This is a genomic window from Pseudomonas sp. TE3728, from assembly GCF_056279145.1.
Window position 1 is genome coordinate 58,590 of the sequence record NZ_JBWBQT010000001.1, and the last position, 18,972, is coordinate 77,561.

28 protein-coding genes are annotated in these 18,972 nt (G+C 57.7%); 20 read left to right on the forward strand and 8 right to left on the reverse strand.

Features of this window, described 5'->3' with window-relative positions:
* Positions 1-55 precede the first annotated feature (55 nt).
* From ACZ89R_RS00265 to ACZ89R_RS00275, 3 genes are all read left to right on the forward strand, one after another.
* The gene (locus ACZ89R_RS00265) at positions 56-214 is read left to right on the forward strand and encodes a hypothetical protein (protein WP_008075203.1); all 159 of its coding nucleotides are present in this window, start codon (positions 56-58) and stop codon (positions 212-214) included.
* A gap of 264 nt (positions 215-478) precedes the next feature.
* Complete coding sequence (locus tag ACZ89R_RS00270) at positions 479-1,378, forward strand: polysaccharide deacetylase family protein (RefSeq protein WP_429547141.1); 900 nt, start codon at positions 479-481, stop codon at positions 1,376-1,378.
* Positions 1,379-1,579: 201 nt separating this feature from the next.
* Positions 1,580-1,831: a DUF1652 domain-containing protein gene (locus ACZ89R_RS00275; RefSeq protein WP_192342802.1), complete on the forward strand. Its 252-nt coding sequence runs from the start codon at positions 1,580-1,582 to the stop codon at positions 1,829-1,831.
* A gap of 96 nt (positions 1,832-1,927) precedes the next feature.
* On the opposite strand, the gene ACZ89R_RS00280 is transcribed toward ACZ89R_RS00275, so the two are convergent.
* On the reverse strand, positions 1,928-2,821 hold the full coding sequence (locus tag ACZ89R_RS00280) for a LysR family transcriptional regulator (protein ID WP_429547140.1): 894 nt from the start codon (positions 2,819-2,821) through the stop codon (positions 1,928-1,930).
* 127 nt (positions 2,822-2,948) lie between these two features.
* Here ACZ89R_RS00280 and ACZ89R_RS00285 point away from each other — a divergent pair, with 127 nt between their 5' ends.
* The 8 genes from ACZ89R_RS00285 to ACZ89R_RS00320 all read left to right on the forward strand — a co-directional run bounded on the left by ACZ89R_RS00285 (position 2,949) and on the right by ACZ89R_RS00320 (position 10,583).
* Positions 2,949-4,109: a muconate cycloisomerase family protein gene (locus tag ACZ89R_RS00285; RefSeq protein ID WP_429547139.1), complete on the forward strand. Its 1,161-nt coding sequence runs from the start codon at positions 2,949-2,951 to the stop codon at positions 4,107-4,109.
* Positions 4,110-4,119: 10 nt separating this feature from the next.
* A complete protein-coding gene (gene catC / locus ACZ89R_RS00290) occupies positions 4,120-4,410 on the forward strand; it encodes a muconolactone Delta-isomerase (RefSeq protein ID WP_007895545.1) in 291 nt (96 codons plus the stop codon).
* Positions 4,411-4,461: 51 nt separating this feature from the next.
* Positions 4,462-5,391 carry a catechol 1,2-dioxygenase gene (gene catA, locus ACZ89R_RS00295; protein ID WP_429547138.1) on the forward strand — a complete coding sequence of 310 codons (930 nt, stop codon included), beginning with the start codon at positions 4,462-4,464 and terminating at the stop codon, positions 5,389-5,391.
* Positions 5,392-5,584: 193 nt separating this feature from the next.
* Complete coding sequence (locus ACZ89R_RS00300) at positions 5,585-6,544, forward strand: AraC family transcriptional regulator (protein ID WP_305729656.1); 960 nt, start codon at positions 5,585-5,587, stop codon at positions 6,542-6,544.
* A gap of 244 nt (positions 6,545-6,788) precedes the next feature.
* Entirely contained in the window at positions 6,789-8,153 is a 1,365-nt protein-coding gene (gene benA / locus ACZ89R_RS00305) for a benzoate 1,2-dioxygenase large subunit (RefSeq protein ID WP_218394645.1), read from the forward strand.
* Entirely contained in the window at positions 8,150-8,638 is a 489-nt protein-coding gene (gene benB, locus ACZ89R_RS00310; RefSeq protein WP_007895555.1) for a benzoate 1,2-dioxygenase small subunit, read from the forward strand. Before benA ends, benB begins: the two co-directional genes overlap by 4 nt.
* A gap of 10 nt (positions 8,639-8,648) precedes the next feature.
* The gene (gene benC, locus ACZ89R_RS00315) at positions 8,649-9,662 is read left to right on the forward strand and encodes a benzoate 1,2-dioxygenase electron transfer component BenC (protein ID WP_008012365.1); all 1,014 of its coding nucleotides are present in this window, start codon (positions 8,649-8,651) and stop codon (positions 9,660-9,662) included.
* 147 nt (positions 9,663-9,809) lie between these two features.
* A complete protein-coding gene (locus tag ACZ89R_RS00320) occupies positions 9,810-10,583 on the forward strand; it encodes a 1,6-dihydroxycyclohexa-2,4-diene-1-carboxylate dehydrogenase (RefSeq protein WP_429547137.1) in 774 nt (257 codons plus the stop codon).
* Positions 10,584-10,626: 43 nt separating this feature from the next.
* Here the strand turns inward: ACZ89R_RS00320 and ACZ89R_RS00325 are convergent, their stop codons facing one another.
* Positions 10,627-10,989 carry an NUDIX hydrolase gene (locus ACZ89R_RS00325; RefSeq protein ID WP_429547136.1) on the reverse strand — a complete coding sequence of 121 codons (363 nt, stop codon included), beginning with the start codon at positions 10,987-10,989 and terminating at the stop codon, positions 10,627-10,629.
* Between the two features lie 221 nt (positions 10,990-11,210).
* Here ACZ89R_RS00325 and ACZ89R_RS00330 point away from each other — a divergent pair, with 221 nt between their 5' ends.
* A complete protein-coding gene (locus ACZ89R_RS00330; RefSeq protein ID WP_429547135.1) occupies positions 11,211-11,414 on the forward strand; it encodes an SPOR domain-containing protein in 204 nt (67 codons plus the stop codon).
* Positions 11,415-11,467: 53 nt separating this feature from the next.
* On the opposite strand, the gene osmE is transcribed toward ACZ89R_RS00330, so the two are convergent.
* Positions 11,468-11,830 carry an osmotically-inducible lipoprotein OsmE gene (gene osmE, locus ACZ89R_RS00335; RefSeq protein WP_123494221.1) on the reverse strand — a complete coding sequence of 121 codons (363 nt, stop codon included), beginning with the start codon at positions 11,828-11,830 and terminating at the stop codon, positions 11,468-11,470.
* Between the two features lie 11 nt (positions 11,831-11,841).
* The gene (locus ACZ89R_RS00340; RefSeq protein WP_429547134.1) at positions 11,842-12,081 is read right to left on the reverse strand and encodes a hypothetical protein; all 240 of its coding nucleotides are present in this window, start codon (positions 12,079-12,081) and stop codon (positions 11,842-11,844) included.
* Positions 12,082-12,172: 91 nt separating this feature from the next.
* Between ACZ89R_RS00340 and ACZ89R_RS00345 the strand changes: the two genes are divergently transcribed.
* The 4 genes from ACZ89R_RS00345 to ACZ89R_RS00360 all read left to right on the forward strand — a co-directional run bounded on the left by ACZ89R_RS00345 (position 12,173) and on the right by ACZ89R_RS00360 (position 14,468).
* The gene (locus ACZ89R_RS00345; RefSeq protein WP_429547133.1) at positions 12,173-13,399 is read left to right on the forward strand and encodes an RtcB family protein; all 1,227 of its coding nucleotides are present in this window, start codon (positions 12,173-12,175) and stop codon (positions 13,397-13,399) included.
* 103 nt (positions 13,400-13,502) lie between these two features.
* Positions 13,503-13,739, forward strand: coding sequence for a hypothetical protein (locus ACZ89R_RS00350; protein WP_192342813.1), 237 nt, complete (start codon positions 13,503-13,505; stop codon positions 13,737-13,739).
* A 77-nt stretch (positions 13,740-13,816) separates the two neighbouring features.
* The gene (locus ACZ89R_RS00355) at positions 13,817-14,152 is read left to right on the forward strand and encodes a hypothetical protein (RefSeq protein ID WP_429547132.1); all 336 of its coding nucleotides are present in this window, start codon (positions 13,817-13,819) and stop codon (positions 14,150-14,152) included.
* Positions 14,153-14,237: 85 nt separating this feature from the next.
* Entirely contained in the window at positions 14,238-14,468 is a 231-nt protein-coding gene (locus ACZ89R_RS00360; protein ID WP_429376839.1) for a hypothetical protein, read from the forward strand.
* Between the two features lie 263 nt (positions 14,469-14,731).
* Here the strand turns inward: ACZ89R_RS00360 and ACZ89R_RS00365 are convergent, their stop codons facing one another.
* Positions 14,732-14,926: a hypothetical protein gene (locus tag ACZ89R_RS00365; RefSeq protein WP_123494229.1), complete on the reverse strand. Its 195-nt coding sequence runs from the start codon at positions 14,924-14,926 to the stop codon at positions 14,732-14,734.
* Positions 14,927-15,114: 188 nt separating this feature from the next.
* On the opposite strand from ACZ89R_RS00365, the gene ACZ89R_RS00370 reads away from it, so the two are divergent.
* From ACZ89R_RS00370 to ACZ89R_RS00380, 3 genes are all read left to right on the forward strand, one after another.
* Positions 15,115-15,309 (forward strand): hypothetical protein, encoded by a 195-nt coding sequence (locus ACZ89R_RS00370; protein WP_007895586.1) that lies wholly within the window; start codon positions 15,115-15,117, stop codon positions 15,307-15,309.
* A 120-nt stretch (positions 15,310-15,429) separates the two neighbouring features.
* Positions 15,430-15,735 carry a hypothetical protein gene (locus tag ACZ89R_RS00375; RefSeq protein WP_429547131.1) on the forward strand — a complete coding sequence of 102 codons (306 nt, stop codon included), beginning with the start codon at positions 15,430-15,432 and terminating at the stop codon, positions 15,733-15,735.
* Positions 15,736-15,905: 170 nt separating this feature from the next.
* Positions 15,906-16,160, forward strand: coding sequence for a hypothetical protein (locus ACZ89R_RS00380; protein ID WP_123494233.1), 255 nt, complete (start codon positions 15,906-15,908; stop codon positions 16,158-16,160).
* A gap of 195 nt (positions 16,161-16,355) precedes the next feature.
* On the opposite strand, the gene ACZ89R_RS00385 is transcribed toward ACZ89R_RS00380, so the two are convergent.
* From ACZ89R_RS00385 to ACZ89R_RS00395, 3 genes are all read right to left on the reverse strand, one after another.
* Positions 16,356-16,772 carry a CBS domain-containing protein gene (locus ACZ89R_RS00385; protein WP_218394650.1) on the reverse strand — a complete coding sequence of 139 codons (417 nt, stop codon included), beginning with the start codon at positions 16,770-16,772 and terminating at the stop codon, positions 16,356-16,358.
* Between the two features lie 250 nt (positions 16,773-17,022).
* Positions 17,023-17,352: a hypothetical protein gene (locus tag ACZ89R_RS00390; RefSeq protein ID WP_429547130.1), complete on the reverse strand. Its 330-nt coding sequence runs from the start codon at positions 17,350-17,352 to the stop codon at positions 17,023-17,025.
* Positions 17,353-17,598: 246 nt separating this feature from the next.
* On the reverse strand, positions 17,599-18,291 hold the full coding sequence (locus ACZ89R_RS00395) for an SOS response-associated peptidase family protein (protein ID WP_429547129.1): 693 nt from the start codon (positions 18,289-18,291) through the stop codon (positions 17,599-17,601).
* Between the two features lie 216 nt (positions 18,292-18,507).
* On the opposite strand from ACZ89R_RS00395, the gene ACZ89R_RS00400 reads away from it, so the two are divergent.
* Positions 18,508-18,951, forward strand: a complete 444-nt coding sequence (locus tag ACZ89R_RS00400; RefSeq protein WP_038982768.1) for a CopD family copper resistance protein — start codon at positions 18,508-18,510, stop codon at positions 18,949-18,951.
* The last annotated feature ends 21 nt before the right edge of the window (positions 18,952-18,972 follow it).

An 18,972-nucleotide genomic window follows, 5' to 3' on the forward strand; every position in this document is an offset into this window, starting at 1 on the left:
GAAACTGTTCTACGCTTAAGGAAGATGACTGATCCCTTGAGGAATGGAGGTGGACATGGCCACTGAACCAAAGCGTCCGGACCCGGATGAGGACATCGATGAGCCAACGGAGGAAGAGCTCGAGCGGCAGAGGCGTTCGACGCCGGACTGGAAGCATCCTGATGACGGTAAAGAGCTGTCGGACCGTGACCAGGAGCGTCCGTTGAAACCCTGATCGGCTGGTAATCAAAATCAAAAGATCGCAGCCTTCGGCAGCTCCTACGCCATTTAATGTAGGAGCTGCCGAAGGCTGCGATCTTTTGATTTTTGGGGGCAAAACAATCTGACGGGCGTCTCCGAGAGCGGGCGCCGGAACCAAACACTGTGTACCCTTATCCAACCTCGGCTTGCAGCGATCTGCGGGCCGGTCGAGGGATAAATGGGCGAGGGGTTTTTGCCATTAAACGTGATGACCGCAAGGTCTGGTCCAAGGCAAAACATGAAGCAGCTGGTCAAGGTTTTCTCCGCGTTCGCCATCGCAGTCGGCCTGCTGGGCTGCATTGCCGCGCCCATTGAAATGACGCCGCAGACGCAACAAAGTCTGCGCGAGCAAGCGCCGATCCGCTTTCTGCTGACCTTCGACGACGGACCCAGCGCGTCGGGTTTTTACAACCCGACGGTCACCGTGCTCGACAGCCTCGCGCGCAATCCTCTGCAACCCGACATTAAAGCGGTGTTCTTCGTGCAGACCCGTGACTCACGCGCCGGCGGCAGTGAAGCGGGTCGACAGATCATGCGTCGCGAACACGCCGAAGGTCACCTGTTGGGCTTCCATACCGCCACGCGCCGACACACCAACCATCGTTCTCTGGACCCGGAAGAGCTGGAACAGTCGCTCACTGATGGCAGCGCAGACATCACCGCGATCAGCAAAACCACGCCGACCCTGGTGCGTCCGCCATTCTGGAACTACGACAAGCGCACCTTTGCGGCCTATCAACAACATGGCATGCACGTATTGTTGACCGACCTGAGCGCCAATGACGGCAAGATCTGGGGCTTCAACGCCAGCCCCCGTCGGCGGGCCAATATGCTGCGGCAACTGTCCGAAGTCCGAGAGCGCATTGCCCTCGGCGAGTTGCCGACGGTGGACGGAGTGATTCCGGTGGTAGTGACCTTTCACGACCTGAATCGCTACACCGCCCGGCATACCCGGGAATACCTGCAAATCCTCCTCGACAGTGCCAGTGCAGCCGGTATGGTCACGGCGCAGAAAGCGTTTTACGACGATACGGCAGCACTGCAGCGGGCGGCCATGGCGCGTACTGTCCATGACAGTTCAGAAGCGGTTGAGTTGCCAGGGATCTGGAACTGGTTATGGGGCGCAGATACCTACTGAGTGATGTCGGGAAGATTGACTGTGTAGCGGCGTAGGAGCTGCCGCAGGCTGCGATCTTTTGATTTTCAGCGGTTTCGAAAATGCCAAAGATCAAAAGATCGCAGCCTGCGGCAGCTCCTACGCCGAACTCGCTGGCGAGTTGCGCAAGTTGATCTACGCTGAGTGGATCCAATCGGAAAACCGTCCCCGAGGGCGCTCGTCATGATTCCAGTTCCCCAGCTTTGCAGCATTGTGGAGTCCGGTTTCAAACCGTTGTCCTGCGAATGCACCGTGAATCGTGATGAAACATTGCGGATCAAGGTCTTCGATCACAGTACCGGGCGGATTGAACTGTTGATTACCGGCGTATCGCCCGACGAGTTGACCAGTGTCCGCGATATTTCCAACCTGATCGGCGAACTTCGCACCGAAATGCGCGCCGGGCGCCGAGCCTTCGCTGGTGTAATGGCCTGACGCACTCCTTGTAGGAGCTGCCGCAGGCTGCGATCTTTTGATTTCCCGCGGTTTCGAAAATGCCGAAGATCAAAAGATCGCAGCCTGCGGCAGCTCCTACGCTGGTCTGTCGCGCGGCAGCAGTTCATCGATCATCTGCAAACAATGATTCAACCCCGGCGATACATCGCCCACGCGCCTGCTGAGGATGATCGGCGAGGTCGCGTTGTCTTCCAGCACCGGGGTGAAGCCAATGTCGTCGCGGTGCAGCAACTGCACTGAGGCCGGCACCAACGTCACCCCGATTCCCGCGCCCACCAGACCGATCGCTGTTTGCAGCTCATTGGTCCATTGCGCCACGTTGATATGCACGCCATAGGATTCGAATAACGCGATCACGTGGTCGGCGTAGCTGGGCCGCGGGTTGCCGGGGTAGAGCACGAAGGGTTCCTTTGCCAGGTCACGAAGGCTGATCGGTCCGGCCAGTAATGGATGGCCGGCGGGCAGGGCGGCGACCAGCCGGTCTTCAGTCAAAACAGTCTGGATGATCGCCGGGTCGTCGATGCGGATTCGCCCGAAACCAATGTCGATGCGCCCGGCCTTGAGCGCCTGCACCTGTTGCAACGTAGTCATTTCCGAGAGCCCCAACTCCAGCGCCAGTGGCTCGCCGCTGCGCAGTCGGCGAATCAGTTCCGGCAGCACGCCATAGAGTGTCGATGGCGCAAAGCCGATGCCCAGCCAGGTCTTTTCGCCCAGCCCGATCCGCCGTGTGTTGTCGCACACCTTGCCCAGTTGTTCGAGCAGGGAGGTGGAGTGTTCGTGGAAAAACCGCCCGGCGTCGGTCAGCTTCAGCGGTCGGCCGCGCTCCAGCAGCAGCACCCCGAGTTCGTCTTCCAGCTGCTGGATCTGCCGGCTCAGCGGCGGTTGGGCGATGTGCAGCAGTTCGGCGGCGCGGGTGAAGTTGAGGGTTTGTGCCAACACCTGAAAATACCGCAGGTGACGCAGTTCCATGAGGCCTCCGGACGTCGATCTGTTGAATACCTTTAAGGTATCGAATCAGACCAATTCTATATTGGCCGCCCGGAAAAAGCCGTACCAGAATCCGTTCCAGAACTTTAAGAACCTGACGGGTATCGACATGCGTGCAACTGCCATTGAATCGATCGAGACAATCATCGTCGATCTGCCGACCATCCGCCCGCACAAGCTGGCGATGCACACGATGCAAAACCAGACCCTGGTGATCATCCGTGTGCGCTGTGCCGACGGTATTGAAGGGATTGGTGAATCGACCACCATTGGCGGTCTGGCCTATGGCAACGAAAGCCCGGACAGCATCAAGACCAATATCGATACACACTTCGCGCCATTGCTGCTCGGCCAGGACAGCGGCAATGTGAATGCCGCAATGTTGCGCCTGGAGCGCAGCATTCGTGGCAACACCTTCGCCAAGTCAGGTATCGAAAGCGCCTTGCTCGACGCCCAAGGCAAGCGCCTCGGCCTGCCGGTCAGCGAACTGCTGGGCGGTCGCGTTCGTGATGCGCTGCCGGTGGCCTGGACCCTGGCCAGTGGCGACACCGCCAAGGACATTGCCGAAGCGGAGCAAATGCTCGACCTGCGCCGCCATCGGATCTTCAAGCTGAAAATCGGCGCAGGCGAGGTCAACCGCGACCTGGCCCACGTCATTGCGATCAAAAAGGCGCTGGGCGATCGCGCCAGCGTGCGGGTTGATGTCAATCAGGCCTGGGACGAAGCGGTTGCCCTGCGGGCCTGCCGGATCCTCGGAACCAACGGCATCGACCTGATCGAACAACCGATCTCGCGCAATAACCGCGCCGGCATGGTGCGCCTGAATACCGTGAGCCCGGCGCCGATCATGGCCGATGAATCCATCGAATGCGTGGAAGATGCCTTCAACCTGGCGCGGGAGGGCGCGGCTTCGGTATTCGCCCTGAAAATCGCCAAGAACGGCGGCCCACGTGCCGTGTTGCGAACCGCCGCGATTGCCGAGGCGGCCGGTATTGGCCTGTACGGCGGCACCATGCTCGAAGGCGGTATAGGCACGCTGGCCTCGGCCCATGCCTTCGTCACTCTGAACACACTGGGCTGGGACACTGAGCTGTTCGGCCCGCTGCTGCTTACCGAAGACATTCTCAGCGAGCCATTGGTCTACCGCGATTTCCAACTGCACGTCCCGCAAGCACCGGGGCTGGGCCTGAGCCTGGATGAAGAGCGCCTGGCGTTTTTCCGTCGGGACAAAGTCTCCAGGACCATATCCACTGCCGTTCATCAAGCCTGAGGAGGGCATCATGCTGTTTCACGTAAAAATGACTGTGAATTTACCGGTCGACATGAACCCGGAACGCGCCGCTCAGCTCAAGGCCGACGAAAAAGCCCTGGCCCAGCGCCTGCAAGAGCAAGGCAAGTGGCGTCATCTATGGCGCATCGCCGGGCTCTATGCCAATTACAGCGTGTTCGATGTCGACAGCGTTCAGGAACTGCATGACCTGCTGATGCAATTGCCGCTGTACCCGTACATGGCGATCGAAGTCACCGCGATGTGCCGGCATCCTTCTTCCATTCGCGAGGATGACCGCTGAACCCAGCCTGTTCAGTTCGCTACGCTAATAATTACAAGATGAGGAACCACCATGAACGTCAAGATTTCCCACACTGCCAGTGCCCAGAAGTTTCTCGAAGACGCCAGCGGTCTGCATAACGAAGCCGGCGATCCGCGGGTCAAGGCGCTGATTTACCGGATCCTGCGGGATTCGGTGAACATCATCGAAGACCTGGCCGTGACCCCGGAAGAATTCTGGAAAGCCGTCAACTACCTCAACGTGCTGGGTGCGCGTCAAGAGGCCGGGTTGGTGGTGGCCGGGCTCGGTCTGGAGCATTACCTCGACCTGCTGATGGACGCCGAAGACGAGCAGGCCGGCAAGGCCGGCGGCACACCGCGGACCATTGAAGGGCCGCTGTATGTGGCGGGTGCGCCACTGTCGGAAGGCGAAGCGCGGCTGGATGACGGCGTCGATCCGGGTGTGGTGCTGTTCATGCAAGGCCAAGTGCGCAACACCGCCGGCGAACCGCTGGCCGGCGCGGTGGTGGATGTCTGGCACGCCAATACCGGCGGCACTTATTCGTACTTCGATACCACTCAATCGGAATTCAACCTGCGTCGTCGTATCGTCACCGATGCCGAGGGCCGGTACCGTTTTCGCAGCATCGTGCCGTCGGGCTACGGCTGCCCGCCGGACGGTCCGACCCAGCAATTGCTGGATCAACTGGGCCGTCATGGCCAGCGTCCGGCGCACATTCACTTCTTCATCTCCGCGCCGGATCATCGTCACCTGACCACCCAGATCAACCTCGACGGCGATCAGTACCTGCATGACGATTTCGCCTATGCCACCCGTGATGAGTTGATTGCCAAAATCACCTTCAGTGACGATCCGCAGCGAGCGGCGGCTCATGGCGTGAGCGGGCGTTTTGCCGAAATCGATTTTGACTTCACGCTGCAGACGTCTGCCCAGCCTGATGAGCAGCAACGCCACGAACGGGTTCGCGCGCTCGAGGACTGATACTCTCGACCAGCCGAACCTTTGTGGGAGCGAGCTTGCTCGCGAAAGCGGCGTGTCAGTCAACGTTGATGTTGAAGCTGATGGCCCTTTCGCGAGCAGGGCTCGCTCCCACAGGTCGGTCAACTGACACATCGATACGAGCACTGCCCTGGAATGGCCTGACGCAACCGATAACAACAATGAGAGTGAACCGATGATGCAAGCGCAATTGTTGAGTCATCGCAGCAGAGTCTTCGACCATGCCGACCCCTACGCGGTGTCGGGCTACGTCAATCAGCATGTCGGCAATCATTGCCTCCGGATGCCCAGGGCCGGCCGGCCGCTGGCCAGCCTCGATCATCGCAAATTCGCCAGCCTCGACCTGTGCCGCATCAGTTACGGCGCCAGCGTGCGGGTTATGTCCCATGCGCTGGACAGCATCTATCACTTGCAAGTGCTGCTGCGCGGCAACTGCCTGTGGCGTGGCCATGGTCAGGAACATTACTTCGCTCCCGGCGAGTTGCTGCTGATCAACCCTGACGATCCAGTGGATCTGACCTATTCCAGTGATTGCGAAAAATTCATCCTGAAAGTCCCCACCCGGCTGCTGGAGTCGGTGTGCGAGGAGCAGCGCTGGCGGTATCCGGGGCAGGGCGTGCGGTTTCTGGAAAACCGTTATCAACTCAATGAACTGGAAGGTTTCGTCGGTCTGCTGGCGATGATTTGCCAGGAGGCGGAAGCCACCGAACAGATTCCCCGGGTGCAGGAGCACTATGCGCAAATCGTGGTCAGCAAAATGCTTGGCCTGATGAAGACCAACGTCATGCGCACCGATCCCGGCTCACCCTCGGCCACGTTCGAGGCGCTGGTCGATTACATCGCGTGCAACCTCAAGCAGGACATCGACAGCGAAGAACTGGCGCGCCAGGCACGGATGAGCCTGCGTTCGCTGTATGGGTTGTTCGAGCGCAACGCAGGGGACACGCCGAAAAACTACATCCGGCAGAAAAAGCTCGAACGCATTCACGCCAACCTGAGCGACCCGACCTGCAACGTGCGCAACGTCACGGAAGTGGCCATGGATTACGGCTTTCTGCACCTAGGCCGGTTCTCCGACAGCTACCGCAAACAGTTCGGCGAATTGCCATCGGATACCCTCAAACGCCGTCATTGAACGTGCACCCAATCCCTGTAGGAGCTGCCGCAGACTGCGATCTTTTGACTTTGTTTTTAAAAGACAAGATCAAAAGATCGCAGGCTTCGCCAGCTCCTACGGTTTTGTGTCCGTCCGATATGTCACGGGCGCGCGCGATACCCTCTGCACAAAACGGATACAGGTCTGCACCCGGCGGATAGTCCGCCCCATCCCCTTGTCCTAGCATGGCCCTGCCTGAATAAAAACAATGGAGGCGGCGGCCATGACCCTGCGACCCGAATACCTTCACTCCCTGCTTGAAGAAGACCCTGAGCAGGGCATCTATCGCTGCAAGCGCGAGATGTTCACCGATCCACGGCTGTTCGACCTCGAGATGGAACACATCTTTGAAGGCAACTGGCTGTACCTCGCCCATGAAAGCCAGATCCCCAACAACAACGATTTCTACACCACCACCATGGGGCGTCAGTCGATCTTCATCGCGCGCAACAAGGACGGTGAACTGAACGCCTTTATCAATGCGTGCAGCCACCGTGGAGCGATGCTCTGCCGGCACAAGACCGGCAACAAGAGTTCGTACACCTGCCCATTCCACGGCTGGACCTTCAACAACTCCGGCAAGCTGCTCAAGGTCAAGGACCCGGCGGCGGCCGGCTACCCGGCGAGCTTCAATTGCGAAGGTTCCCACGACCTGACCAAAGTCGCGCGTTTCGAATCCTATCGCGGCTTCCTCTTTGGCAGCCTCAAGGCCGATGTCGTGCCGCTGGTTGAGCACCTGGGCGAGTCGGCGAAGATCATCGACATGATCGTCGACCAGTCCGCTGATGGCCTGGAAGTGCTGCGCGGTTCCTCCAGCTACATCTACGAAGGCAACTGGAAACTCACCGCCGAAAACGGTGCCGACGGTTATCACGTCAGCTCGGTGCACTGGAACTACGCGGCGACCCAGAACCAGCGCAAACAGCGCGAAGCCGGCGATTGCAATCCGACCATGAGCGCCGGCACCTGGGCCAAGCAGGGCGGCGGTTTCTATTCCTTCGACAAGGGCCACATGCTGCTCTGGACCCGTTGGTCCAACCCCGAGGACCGTCCGCTGTACGAGCGTCGCGACGAGTTGGCCCGGGATTTCGGCAAGGCTCGCGCCGACTGGATGATCGAGAACTCGCGCAACCTGTGCCTGTACCCGAACGTGTACCTGATGGACCAGTTCAGCTCGCAGATCCGCATCGCTCGGCCGATCTCGGTCAACCGCACCGAAATCACCATTTACTGCATCGCCCCCAAAGGCGAAAGCGACCACGCCCGTTCGAGCCGGATTCGTCAGTACGAGGATTTCTTCAACGTCAGCGGCATGGCGACCCCGGACGATCTGGAAGAGTTTCGCTCCTGTCAGACGGGTTACCAGGGCAGCGTCACCACGTGGAACGACATGTCCCGTGGCGCCGAACATTGGGTCGAAGGCGCTGATGACGCGGCCAAGGAAATCGACCTGCATCCGCTGCTCAGCGGCGTGCGTACCGAAGACGAAGGCCTGTTCGTGCTGCAACACAAGTATTGGCAGCAAACGATGCTCAAGGCGTTGGCCGCTGAACAGTCCGAACTGATTGCAGTGGAGGCCGTGCAATGACCATTACCTATGACGCGGTGCGCGATTTTCTCTACCGCGAAGCACGCTACCTCGACGACAAACAATGGGACGACTGGCTGGAGTTGTACGCGCCGGACGCGACATTCTGGATGCCGTCCTGGGACGACAACGACGAGCTGACTGAAGACCCGCAGCGGGAAATCTCGCTGATCTGGTACGGCAACCGCACCGGCCTGGAAGACCGCATCTTCCGCATCAAGACCGAGCGTTCCAGTGCCAGCGTGCCGGACACCCGCACCTCGCACAACCTCAGCAATATCGAGCTGCTCGAACAGGCCGACGGGCTATGCAAGGTGCGCTTCAACTGGCACACCCTGAGCTTTCGCTACAAGACCGTCGACAGCTATTTCGGCAGCAGCTTCTACACCCTGGATGTGCGCGGTGAGAACCCGTTGATCAAGGCCAAGAAAGTGATCCTGAAGAACGACTACGTTCGCCAGGTCATCGATGTCTACCACCTCTGAGGCGGCCGTCATGACTCATTCCATTGCATTCAATTTCGAAGATGGCGTCACCCGGTTCATCGACGCCAACGCCGGCGAAACCGTGGCCGATGCCGCGTATCGCCAAGGCATCAATATTCCACTGGACTGCCGCGACGGCGCCTGCGGAACCTGCAAGTGCTTCGCCGAGGCTGGCCGCTATGATTTGGGCGAGGACTACATCGAAGACGCCCTCAGCGCCGACGAAGCGCAACAGGGTTTTGTCCTGACCTGCCAGATGCGGGCGCAGAGCGATTGCGTGGTGCGGGTGCCGGTTTCATCGGATGTCTGCCGCACCCGTCAGGCCAGTTATGACGCGACCATCAGCGCCGTGCGGCAGTTGTCCGACAGCACCATCGCGCTGTCGATCAAGGGCGAAGCCCTGAGCAAGCTGGCGTTCCTGCCAGGGCAGTATGTGAACCTCGGGGTTCCCGGCAGCGAGCAGACTCGGGCTTACTCGTTCAGCTCGTTGCAGCGGGACGGCGAAGTCAGTTTTCTGATTCGTAACGTACCCGGCGGCTTGATGAGCAGTTTCCTCACCGGCATGGCCAAGGCCGGCGACAGCATGAGCCTGGCCGGCCCGTTGGGCAGTTTCTATCTGCGCGACATCCGCCGTCCATTATTGCTATTGGCCGGTGGCACCGGCCTGGCGCCGTTTACCGCGATGCTGGAAAAAATCGCCGAACAGGGCAGCGAGCATCCACTGCATTTGATCTACGGCGTGACCAACGATTTCGACCTGGTGGAACTCGATCGACTCGAAGCCTTCGCCGCACGAATTGCGAACTTCAGCTTCAGTGCCTGCGTGGCCAATCCCGACAGCCGGCACCCGCTCAAGGGTTACGTGACCCAACACATCGAGCCACGGCATTTGAACGATGGCGACGTCGACGTCTACCTGTGCGGCCCGCCGCCGATGGTCGAAGCGGTCAGCCAGTTCATCCGCGAACAAGGCATTGCGCCTGCGAACTTCTACTACGAGAAATTTGCCGCCAGCGCGGCATAAAAATTTTCTGCAGCGATGCACCCCTGTAGGAGCTGCCGAAGGCTGCGATCTTTTGATCTTGCTTTCAAAAAACAAGATCAAGAGATCGCAGCCTTCGGCAGCTCCTACAGGATCGCGCCGGGAAGCATCCTTCATCACGAGGTAAACATGAACAGATTCCACGAAAAAGTCGCGCTGATTACCGGTGCCGCCCAAGGCATCGGCCGGCGTGTGGCTGAACGCATGGCCGCCGAAGGTGCGCGACTGATTTTGGTCGACCGCTCCGAGCTGGTGTTCGAACTCCAGAAGGAATTAGGACAGGGCAGCCAGGTGCTCGCCCTGACCGCCGACCTTGAGCAATACAGCGAATGCTTGCGCGTGATGCGCACCGCTGTCGAACGCTTTGGTCGCCTCGACGTGCTGGTCAATAACGTTGGCGGCACGATCTGGGCCAAGCCTTTCGAGCACTATGAAGAGGCGCAGATCGAAGCCGAAGTTCGCCGTTCGTTGTTTCCGACATTATGGTGTTGCCATGCCGCGCTGCCGTTCATGCTCGAACAAGGCAGCGGTGCCATCGTCAACGTCTCGTCCATTGCTACCCGTAGCGTCAATCGCGTGCCGTACGGTGCGGCGAAGGGCGGGGTCAATGCGCTGACCGCTTGCCTGGCGTTCGAAACGGCCGGTCGTGGCGTGCGGGTCAACGCGACCGCCCCCGGTGGCACCGAGGCGCCACCGCGACTGATCCCACGCAACACCGCGCAACAGAGCGCGCAGGAAAAGCTCTGGTATCAGCAGATTGTCGACCAGACCCTCGACAGCAGTTTGATGAAGCGCTATGGCACGCTGGATGAGCAGGCAAGCGCTATCCTGTTTCTGGCCAGCGACGAAGCCTCTTACATCACCGGCATGATCATGCCGGTCGGAGGCGGCGATCTGGGCTGAAAAGCTTGCAGATGGCATCGGCTAAGGCCTGAATACCTGCGATCTACAAGCGACGCTGAAACGCTTTGACGATTCTGAGCGCGGCGTCGCTTATTTTCAGGTTGTGGACGGCCTCCAGCGGATACCAGATGCAGTCGAAGATTTCATTCTGTGGACGAGCCGCCGCCAGATTTACGACCGACGCTTCGTACACATGGTGCCGGGTGCTGATTGTTTCCAGCTCCATGAGGTACAGCAGGCCGTCGACCCCAAGTCCTGTTTCTTCGTAAAGCTCTCGCATGGCCGCGTCCGCAGCGGTTTCGCCAGGCTCGACTTTTCCGCCGGGCAAGGTCCAGGGAGACTTGGGCTTGCGCACCAGGAGGATATGTCGATCCTGTTCGCAAATGACCGTGGCACGTACTTTCATGAGTTACCCGACTGCTATTTGTCATAAAACAGTCATAAAAATGCAATATTCAGGCCGAAGTCCGCAGAAGTATCTGCTTGAAGGGTTGGACTCGACAGGGGCGCTGAAAGTGCGATTGGAGTGCCGGAATCCCGACGCGACGTCTGGTTGGCACTTCAGTGAAGGTCGGGTGTAAGGTAGTGGAGTCGATTCAGGACTATCACTGCCGAATGGAGGTGACTATGAGCGTTCCGATGCTGAACAAAATGCACATGAATGGCTATGACGTACTCAGCGTGAACAACGGCCCCTGGCGGGTGTGCACCAAAGGTGACCGGCTTGGAGCCTTTGGCAGCAGAGAGGAAGCATTGGCTTATGCGGCTTCGCTTCCTGCCTACAGAGCGCGGTCGGATAAAGCGTCGCGCAGCCACAAACCAGACAAATAGTGCGCTATAGCAGCTGCCGAGCCTGCCTGCGAGGCAGCTGCTACACGGTAGAATCAGTAGCCGCCGCCACCCATCCCGCCTGTGGAAGGGGAATATTCTCTGGCTTTTTGTTGGGCACGACTCCATTGCGCACAGGTCATGAAGCTTTTGTGGTCGACCTTGCCCAGCTTGTCGAAACTGACGTTGTACGGCTGCTGATGGCCGGCCTGGGTCAGCTTGTAATCAAAGCAGGTACCAGGTTCCACCGTGCGCTTGGTGATCGATAAAGGCTGGCCGCCAATCTGCTGGACTTGTTCCTTGCTCATGCCAGTCTCGACCTTGGCGACCAGCGGTTGGTCTCGATAAATGTGTGATTCCGTGTTGCAGCCACCTGACGCCGCCAGCACGGCGATCAGCGCGCATAGACGCTTGTTCATGGCAGCGCTCTCTAGTGAGCTTTCGTTCGAGTGATGGATTTTGCCTTTACTTCTTCAGCATAGCCCGCCAGTCGCGCTTCATCGCCCTGGAACAACGCGCACAGCCTTAGTGTTGCCTCTGCGTCCACATCATTGCCGGCCAGGCGCAACTGCTCTGCGATGCGCAAAAGCTCTACCGCCGACCACCTCAGGTCCGAGGCTACACCTTGCAGGTCGCGCCGAAGTTGCTGTTCATATTCGTTAAGCCACATGATGACCTCCTGCAATTCCCCGCTACGAAATAGTAGTCCTATTTACCTGTCTGGAGCGTTATGTTCGTCTGATCGCAAGAGAGTCGAAATCATGCAAAAACCTGTCTACCAATTGCTGGAAGTCGCCAACGGCAAGCCGATCAAACTCTGGGCCGAGGGAGTGCCGGTTGAAAGTGAAGCCCGGCAGCAATTGATCAATATTGCGAAGATGCCATTCATCTTCAGGCACCTGGCGGTGATGCCGGACGTGCATCTGGGCAAAGGGTCCACCATCGGCAGCGTGATCCCCACTGTGGGCGCGATCATTCCGGCAGCCGTGGGGGTGGATATCGGCTGCGGCATGATTGCCGCATGCACTTCACTGACCGCCGACGACTTGCCAGACAACCTGCACGGCCTGCGTAGTGCCATCGAAAAAGCCGTGCCACATGGCCGCACGTTGAGCCGTGGCCGCCGTGATGAAGGCGCCTGGAACCACGTTCCACACCAGGCCGATCAAGCCTGGGCGGCGCTGAGCTCACGGTTCAAGGCGATCACCGACAAATACCCGAAACTCGCCAGCACCAACAACCGTCAGCACCTGGGCACCCTCGGTACCGGTAATCACTTCATCGAGGTCTGCCTGGACGAGGCCAACCGCGTCTGGTTCATGCTGCACAGCGGTTCTCGCGGCGTTGGCAATGCTATCGGGACTCTGTTCATTCAATTGGCTCAAGCGGACATGCGCCAGCACATCGCCAATCTGCCGGACCGCGATCTGGCCTATTTCAAGGAGGGCAGCCGGCACTTCGATGACTACGTCGAAGCGGTGGGCTGGGCTCAGGACTTCGCTCGGCAGAACCGGGCATTGATGATGCAAGCGGTGATTCAGGCAGCGCGGCAAGTGATCCGCAAACCTTTCGAGGTCGCGCTGGAGGCTGTGAACTGTCATCACAACTACGTGCAGAAAGAGCGGCACTTCGGTGAAGACGTCCTGGTCACCCGCAAGGGCGCGGTGTCGGCGAAGAAGGGCGAACTGGGGATTATCCCCGGCTCCATGGGTGCCAAAAGCTTCATCGTTCGCGGGCTTGGCAACGAGCAATCATTCTGCTCCTGCAGCCATGGTGCTGGTCGGACCATGAGCCGCACCAAAGCCAAAAACACCTACACTGTCGCGGACCAGATTCGCGCGACCGCTCATGTGGAGTGCCGCAAGGATGCGGCGGTCATCGATGAGATTCCGATGGCCTACAAGGACATCGATAAAGTCATGTACGCACAGCGTGATCTGGTGGAAGTGCTGCACACTTTGCGGCAGGTGGTCTGCGTGAAGGGATAGTGATGGAAGGTGCTTCCATTGGTCGGGAACATTAACGGGAGATAACAGCTCTGCTGTCGTATTGAGGTAGTGATTTATTCGCTGGGGCGAGGCTATCTCGAAAATGACGACTACCGATGATTTCAAACACCATGCACATGAGCTGATCGTTGACCTGGATGCGGCCACCACGGAAATGATGAAACTGATCTCGGCCCATCAGATGAGCGGTCCGGAATGGGAGCGGGTCATGAAATGGCAGCATGAAGCGTACGAGCGATGGATGACGTACCTCAATGCGAGATCGTATCCCGAGTCCGGCTCGGGGGCCGAGCCGGGGCAGGGCGAAGCCCCTTTCTAGAGACATCGCCGGCTGTCCGCTGGATGTCTGCACAAGTACAGGCTACATTTCCCGTTTTTCAGGATAGGGAAGCGTTTATGCGCATGTTGATAGCGGGAATAGCGGTGGCTGTGTTGGCGGGCTGTTCATTACCCGCATCCGTGGTGCCCGGCGAGCCCAATATCAGCAAATACAGCGAGAAGGCGCCCAAGGAATATGCCGCGTGTGTATTACCGTTATGGCGTCAGGACATTCCGGGATCGACGCAATCGCCGATTTCCAATGGCTACCGGATCACCGCACCCAGCGTCATTACAGCTGACGAAATTCTGGTTATCGTGAAATCGAAGGATGGCAGCCGGGTATCTCTTTACCAGGGGCCACCGTGGGCCAAGTCAGGGGCGCTGCGCCAGGCTGTCCGGGATTGTTTATAACGCCCGCAGCTGCCGTATGTCGGAACTGAGGAACGGTCATTCCTGAATCAACTTCCAAGAGCTGATAGCACTAGGGAGCTTGGCTATGAATGATGATCGGAAAAAGGCAGCTCTTGATGCCTGGTACCGGCTTTTGAGAGAACCGGAGGCCGGGATGGATTGTGAAGAACACTACGACAAACTGCTGAAGGCGGCGGATGAAATGGAAGGGGCCGGGCTCATCAACAACGCCGAATGGCGTGAGCTGGTGCGCGATGCAAGGGGAGCTTTTTCCGCTGCAAGCGATGGTGTCGGAAGCGGAACAGTCCGCAGATGACTTAAAAATAGTGTGGATATTTAATGAGTTAGGAGATTTAGTAACTGGATAGTGAGTCAGAATATCTTGTTACAAGTCCCGCGATTGGGTAATATTGCTTCGCGTTCACCACCACGGTTTATGCATTTTTAAAGCCCAGGCGTCCATCAGCTGCCTGGGCTTTTTTTTGTCTGGAATTTGGAATGGCTTATGAGCGCGCTGCCGGCAGAGAGCCAGCAGCGTCGATGATGAGCATGATGGACAAACGTTATTGATGCCTGTCGTTACCCGACTGGATCAGCCTTGCGCCGATCGCTGCCGGATGGATTGCCAGTGTCAAGAAGCCTTCTTTCCACCAGGACATTTTGCAGGGCCTGGCGTGCCGAAGGGCTTAGCTGATGTTCTCTCTCCTTGAGTTCGAGCAAGATGGGGTTGGACCATCCACGATAGGTTTGCTCGGAAATTCGAGTAGATGTCATCTATCTCTCCTTTGATGAGTCGCCCGACAATACAGTGGGCGAAGTCCTGTGCGCTAAAAATCCTAGTTGAGGAAACGACTTGTCGCCAGTGAGCGGACGGCAATGAGGTGCCGGTCATCCTTCGCGACGCGGGTTGTCCACGATTCGGGAGTAAACTTAAAAGGCTACCTCAGCAAAAGGAGCCGCATATGATCGCCGACCAAATGAATAGACAGGAGTCGGAGCAAGGCGCTGTTTGGGATCAATACTTCTGTGCCGCGTTGATTGCCGAAAGCAATCTGACGGCACCGGTGGTAGGAGAAGCCACCCACGAAGACAGGCAGAATCTGTTAATCCAAAGGGCCAAAGCACTCGCCGATAAGATGCTGGAAAACAGAAGATAACCGCAGCCCAGCCATTGCGCTGGGCTCTTCGCTTTTTGATGCTTTTATCTTTCTGCGAAGTGAACGCTCCTTGGTCGCGGATCGTCTACAGTTGGTAGTTCATGGATACGGAGATCGAACATGAAGTGCCTAATTTGTCAGGCGGCCTCTAATGCTGTTCACGCGGCTGGAGACTGGTCAGAAGTCAAATGCCCGGACGGATGTGGACGCTACAAGGTCTCTGCGAACCTTGTGGCGAAAATGAAATTAAAGAACGAGTTCTTTGACATCGAACGCACAAGACGATGGCTTGAGATGTCTCGAATTGATGAGCCGGTGCCGTTGATATCCACCTATGACTACCACGTTGCCTTATTGCATCGCGACACCGAGGATAGGTCGGTCATCGCGCCGATTCGCTCCAAGGAGCCGCTGACTTCGGATTAGGTCCTGGCTGTAACACCGTCAGCGCGGGCATTTGCTCGATCTATCGGACGATAGGTCGATGAGGAACAAGTTTCAGAAGAGCATCCCCGCTATTTGTCACTCTCCCTATCCAGGTTGTCAGCGTTGATGGCGGGCTGAAGCGGCTATGGCTGAATGATCAGGAGGTGGCTATGAACTGTCCGCTTTGTGGAAATACTTATGCGCTGGAAGATTCTTCGTACGGGAGTGGCTTGCGCATTCATTGCGAGCCGTGCGGTGGTTTCTATCGAATTTCAACAACCCTGAGCGGCTTGGCCGAGGGAAAGATCTATGACACCGAGCGCGCTCGAGCCCGCCTGAAAAAGAAGCGTGAAACCGACGAATTGGAAGATCAAGAGCCGGCGCTAGGCGCGGAGGACGAAGACCTGCTCGTCGAGCCAAACTGATGTGTCGTGCAATAAGCATGCGACCCAGCGAACGACGCACCAGGTGTGGGAAGGTTATCGCTGCGAGACGGTTGCGGTGGATGTGTGCGCAAGGACTCGCCTGACCCTGAAGACGGGTTTCGAACAGGATTCCAGGCCAGGCGAGCGTGCCAGATCCATGCGAGTTTTAATCCTGATGAACGCTTAGCGGCCCGGTTAATGATGAGCCTGTGCCACTCCGCGCAAAACCGTCGCAGCGGCGGATTGAGATCGAGTGCTGGCAATGTTTCCCAACGATACGACGCCCACCAGACGCTTGTCCCGGTTAAGCACGGGCAGACGGCGCAGTTGCACGTCCGCCATGTTTTTAGCCACATGCTCTATGTCTTCATCCTCAAAGCAATAGCGGATGCCGCCAGTCATTACTTTACTGATAGGGGTTTTGCCGGGGAGTCCTTCGGCTACGGCCCTAATGGCTATATCCCGGTCCGTGATCATGCCAATCAGACGCTCTTGCTCCTCAACCATGATGGCGCCGCTATCGATCCTGGCCATCATGTTCGCGGCCTCCTGGATCGTCTGGTTTGGCTTGGCTGTTAAAACATCTTTCGTCATAACTTCCGAAATCTTCATGAAAAGACTCCTTTAAAGTGATGCTTCAGTGATTAAGGGCTGCCAATTCTTTCGACTTGGAGGGGAAGTGCGGGTTCAGATTGTTTTGTCTCCGCTCGTCATGGTGGCGGATTGATAGGGGCGTGTCCGGCCATGCCGTATTCGATGGTGGCGAGGCGTCACTGGGGATTCGTACAGGCGACCGACTGATCCAAATAAGTCAGCCGGTCGCGGCTGAGCATTACGGCTCGACTGATTCAGTGCGAATCAGTCAGGAGGGGGAGTGGATCTCCTCGATAAACGCAATTCGCTTACCTTCGTAGAAAATTTCAACCGTAGTGTAGACAGGTGAGTTTGGAGGCATTACTCGGTCGAACCTGGCTTGCGTCCAGCTAAGTTGTTGAATCCAGTTCCCCGGCCGCTGGACCAAGTGCAGGTCCAACATGAGCGCTTGCGGAACAATACCTTGAGGGGATCGCATGGTAAGGCAGGCCTCGATCCCTGGATTGGCAACTTCGACATCGCCAACAACATGGAAATCATCAGGTTTTGGCGGCATCGTGTTCAGCCATGCATACCAGTCTTTGCTGTTGATATTCATTTTTCTATTCCTTGAGAAATGAAGCTCGAAGCTTGAGGTACAGCAGTTTCGTATGGCGCTTCGTATGCCATCGAATTGAATACCTGACACCCAATCCTCTCGTATATCCATATCCAGGAAAGGCGTTTTAAAGATTGGATGAGTGTTGAAGGGCGTATCACAGGTGTAGACGAGGAATGGTTTATGGCTCCTCGGTCTGGACGAACGGTACTCATCGTCAGAGGGGCGGGTTTGTAATTGGCGGGGTCATGTGCGCCGTCCCTGGATAGGCTCTATCAGTTCTGAGCCCTGGTTCCTCACATTGCCCACGGCCATGTCCACTTTGAACCACTCGAAGACGTCGCAGGGTTCGCGTTCCTGCAGGATTATCTGTTCGGCGCGCTCCTTGGGTGTGTAGGGATCAATCCATTCCCGGGCCAGTTCGGGACTGAGCGTCACAGGCCGACGGTCGTGAATATCCACCATGCCGCCCTCACTGTCCGCGGTGATGATTACGAAGCCGTCATGCTCTTCCGGCTCCTTTTCGTACCTTGGATACTGACCAATGGCGGCGCACAGGATCGGCGCACGATCCTTGCGACGGATCAGGTACGGCTGTTTCTTCGGACCGCCCTCGTAAACCCATTCAAACCAGTTGTCGATGGCAATAATTGCCCGGTGCGGCCATATCTCCTTGAAGAACGGGTCGTGGGCGACTTTCTCAACCCGGGCGTTGATCGGTGTCGCGTGATCCCTGGCCCAATGCGGTCGCCAGCCCCAACGAACCCTGTCGGCGTGCAACATGCCGCTTTCCTCGTGGAAGAGGGCGAGCTGAGTCGACGGCGCGGCGTTGTAGAGCTCGAGCGGCTGGTCGCCAGCATTGTTGACCAGGGCGTTGGGCATGCTCAGCGCCGCCACGAACTCGTGAACACCTCGATACTGCGAAAGTCGTCCGCACATGGCTGAGCCCTCATGCTGAAGCTTAAGTTTAGACAATAGTTTCAAGGTGAAGCGTTGAGGCTGTTTAACCAGCAACGCCTTCAAAAAAACAGAGTCGCCGCTCGCGGCCCAGCCCACATCGGGGATTCGCGGGTTTCTTGATTGATGTCAATCGCCTGAGTCGACCTGCTCTGTACTCTGCGCAGAAACCGACAGCTGAATCGAGGGCGAAAAATCATGCTCTATCCGCTGTTTCTGACCTTTCATCTGTTTGCCGCCCTGATCTTTATCGGCACGGTGTTCTTCGAAGTCCTGTTCCTGGAAAGCATCCGCAAACAGTTGCCCGCCAAAGTGATGCTGCTGGTCGAGGAGGGTATTGGCCGCCGCGCCCGCACCCTGATGCCGTGGGTGCTGCTGGTACTGTTCGGTGCGGGGCTGGGCATGGTCTGGCTGCGCTATTTGCCCGTTCTTGCAACGCCAATGGCCTCATCGTTCAGCACCTTGTTGCTGTTGAAAATCATGGTCGCCGTGAGCGTGCTGCTGCATTTCCTGGCGGCGATGTTTCTGTTCAAAAGCGGCCGAATGAACGCTCGATACCTGCATTTCATCCATGGCAGTGTGTTCTGCCATATGGTCGTCATTGTGCTGCTGGCCAAGGGGATGTTTTACCTGACGTGGTGAGCGGCCTTGCCCCAAGGTCTG

Coding starts and splice junctions, on each gene's coding strand:
- ACZ89R_RS00265 (WP_008075203.1), top strand. CDS start 56: ATGGCCACTGAACCAAAGCGTCCGGACCCGGATGAGGACATCGATGAG.
- ACZ89R_RS00270 (WP_429547141.1), top strand. CDS start 479: ATGAAGCAGCTGGTCAAGGTTTTCTCCGCGTTCGCCATCGCAGTCGGC.
- ACZ89R_RS00275 (WP_192342802.1), top strand. CDS start 1,580: ATGATTCCAGTTCCCCAGCTTTGCAGCATTGTGGAGTCCGGTTTCAAA.
- ACZ89R_RS00280 (WP_429547140.1), bottom strand. CDS start 2,821: ATGGAACTGCGTCACCTGCGGTATTTTCAGGTGTTGGCACAAACCCTC.
- ACZ89R_RS00285 (WP_429547139.1), top strand. CDS start 2,949: ATGCGTGCAACTGCCATTGAATCGATCGAGACAATCATCGTCGATCTG.
- catC (WP_007895545.1), top strand. CDS start 4,120: ATGCTGTTTCACGTAAAAATGACTGTGAATTTACCGGTCGACATGAAC.
- catA (WP_429547138.1), top strand. CDS start 4,462: ATGAACGTCAAGATTTCCCACACTGCCAGTGCCCAGAAGTTTCTCGAA.
- ACZ89R_RS00300 (WP_305729656.1), top strand. CDS start 5,585: ATGATGCAAGCGCAATTGTTGAGTCATCGCAGCAGAGTCTTCGACCAT.
- benA (WP_218394645.1), top strand. CDS start 6,789: ATGACCCTGCGACCCGAATACCTTCACTCCCTGCTTGAAGAAGACCCT.
- benB (WP_007895555.1), top strand. CDS start 8,150: ATGACCATTACCTATGACGCGGTGCGCGATTTTCTCTACCGCGAAGCA.
- benC (WP_008012365.1), top strand. CDS start 8,649: ATGACTCATTCCATTGCATTCAATTTCGAAGATGGCGTCACCCGGTTC.
- ACZ89R_RS00320 (WP_429547137.1), top strand. CDS start 9,810: ATGAACAGATTCCACGAAAAAGTCGCGCTGATTACCGGTGCCGCCCAA.
- ACZ89R_RS00325 (WP_429547136.1), bottom strand. CDS start 10,989: ATGAAAGTACGTGCCACGGTCATTTGCGAACAGGATCGACATATCCTC.
- ACZ89R_RS00330 (WP_429547135.1), top strand. CDS start 11,211: ATGAGCGTTCCGATGCTGAACAAAATGCACATGAATGGCTATGACGTA.
- osmE (WP_123494221.1), bottom strand. CDS start 11,830: ATGAACAAGCGTCTATGCGCGCTGATCGCCGTGCTGGCGGCGTCAGGT.
- ACZ89R_RS00340 (WP_429547134.1), bottom strand. CDS start 12,081: ATGTGGCTTAACGAATATGAACAGCAACTTCGGCGCGACCTGCAAGGT.
- ACZ89R_RS00345 (WP_429547133.1), top strand. CDS start 12,173: ATGCAAAAACCTGTCTACCAATTGCTGGAAGTCGCCAACGGCAAGCCG.
- ACZ89R_RS00350 (WP_192342813.1), top strand. CDS start 13,503: ATGACGACTACCGATGATTTCAAACACCATGCACATGAGCTGATCGTT.
- ACZ89R_RS00355 (WP_429547132.1), top strand. CDS start 13,817: ATGCGCATGTTGATAGCGGGAATAGCGGTGGCTGTGTTGGCGGGCTGT.
- ACZ89R_RS00360 (WP_429376839.1), top strand. CDS start 14,238: ATGAATGATGATCGGAAAAAGGCAGCTCTTGATGCCTGGTACCGGCTT.
- ACZ89R_RS00365 (WP_123494229.1), bottom strand. CDS start 14,926: ATGACATCTACTCGAATTTCCGAGCAAACCTATCGTGGATGGTCCAAC.
- ACZ89R_RS00370 (WP_007895586.1), top strand. CDS start 15,115: ATGATCGCCGACCAAATGAATAGACAGGAGTCGGAGCAAGGCGCTGTT.
- ACZ89R_RS00375 (WP_429547131.1), top strand. CDS start 15,430: ATGAAGTGCCTAATTTGTCAGGCGGCCTCTAATGCTGTTCACGCGGCT.
- ACZ89R_RS00380 (WP_123494233.1), top strand. CDS start 15,906: ATGAACTGTCCGCTTTGTGGAAATACTTATGCGCTGGAAGATTCTTCG.
- ACZ89R_RS00385 (WP_218394650.1), bottom strand. CDS start 16,772: ATGAAGATTTCGGAAGTTATGACGAAAGATGTTTTAACAGCCAAGCCA.
- ACZ89R_RS00390 (WP_429547130.1), bottom strand. CDS start 17,352: ATGAATATCAACAGCAAAGACTGGTATGCATGGCTGAACACGATGCCG.
- ACZ89R_RS00395 (WP_429547129.1), bottom strand. CDS start 18,291: ATGTGCGGACGACTTTCGCAGTATCGAGGTGTTCACGAGTTCGTGGCG.
- ACZ89R_RS00400 (WP_038982768.1), top strand. CDS start 18,508: ATGCTCTATCCGCTGTTTCTGACCTTTCATCTGTTTGCCGCCCTGATC.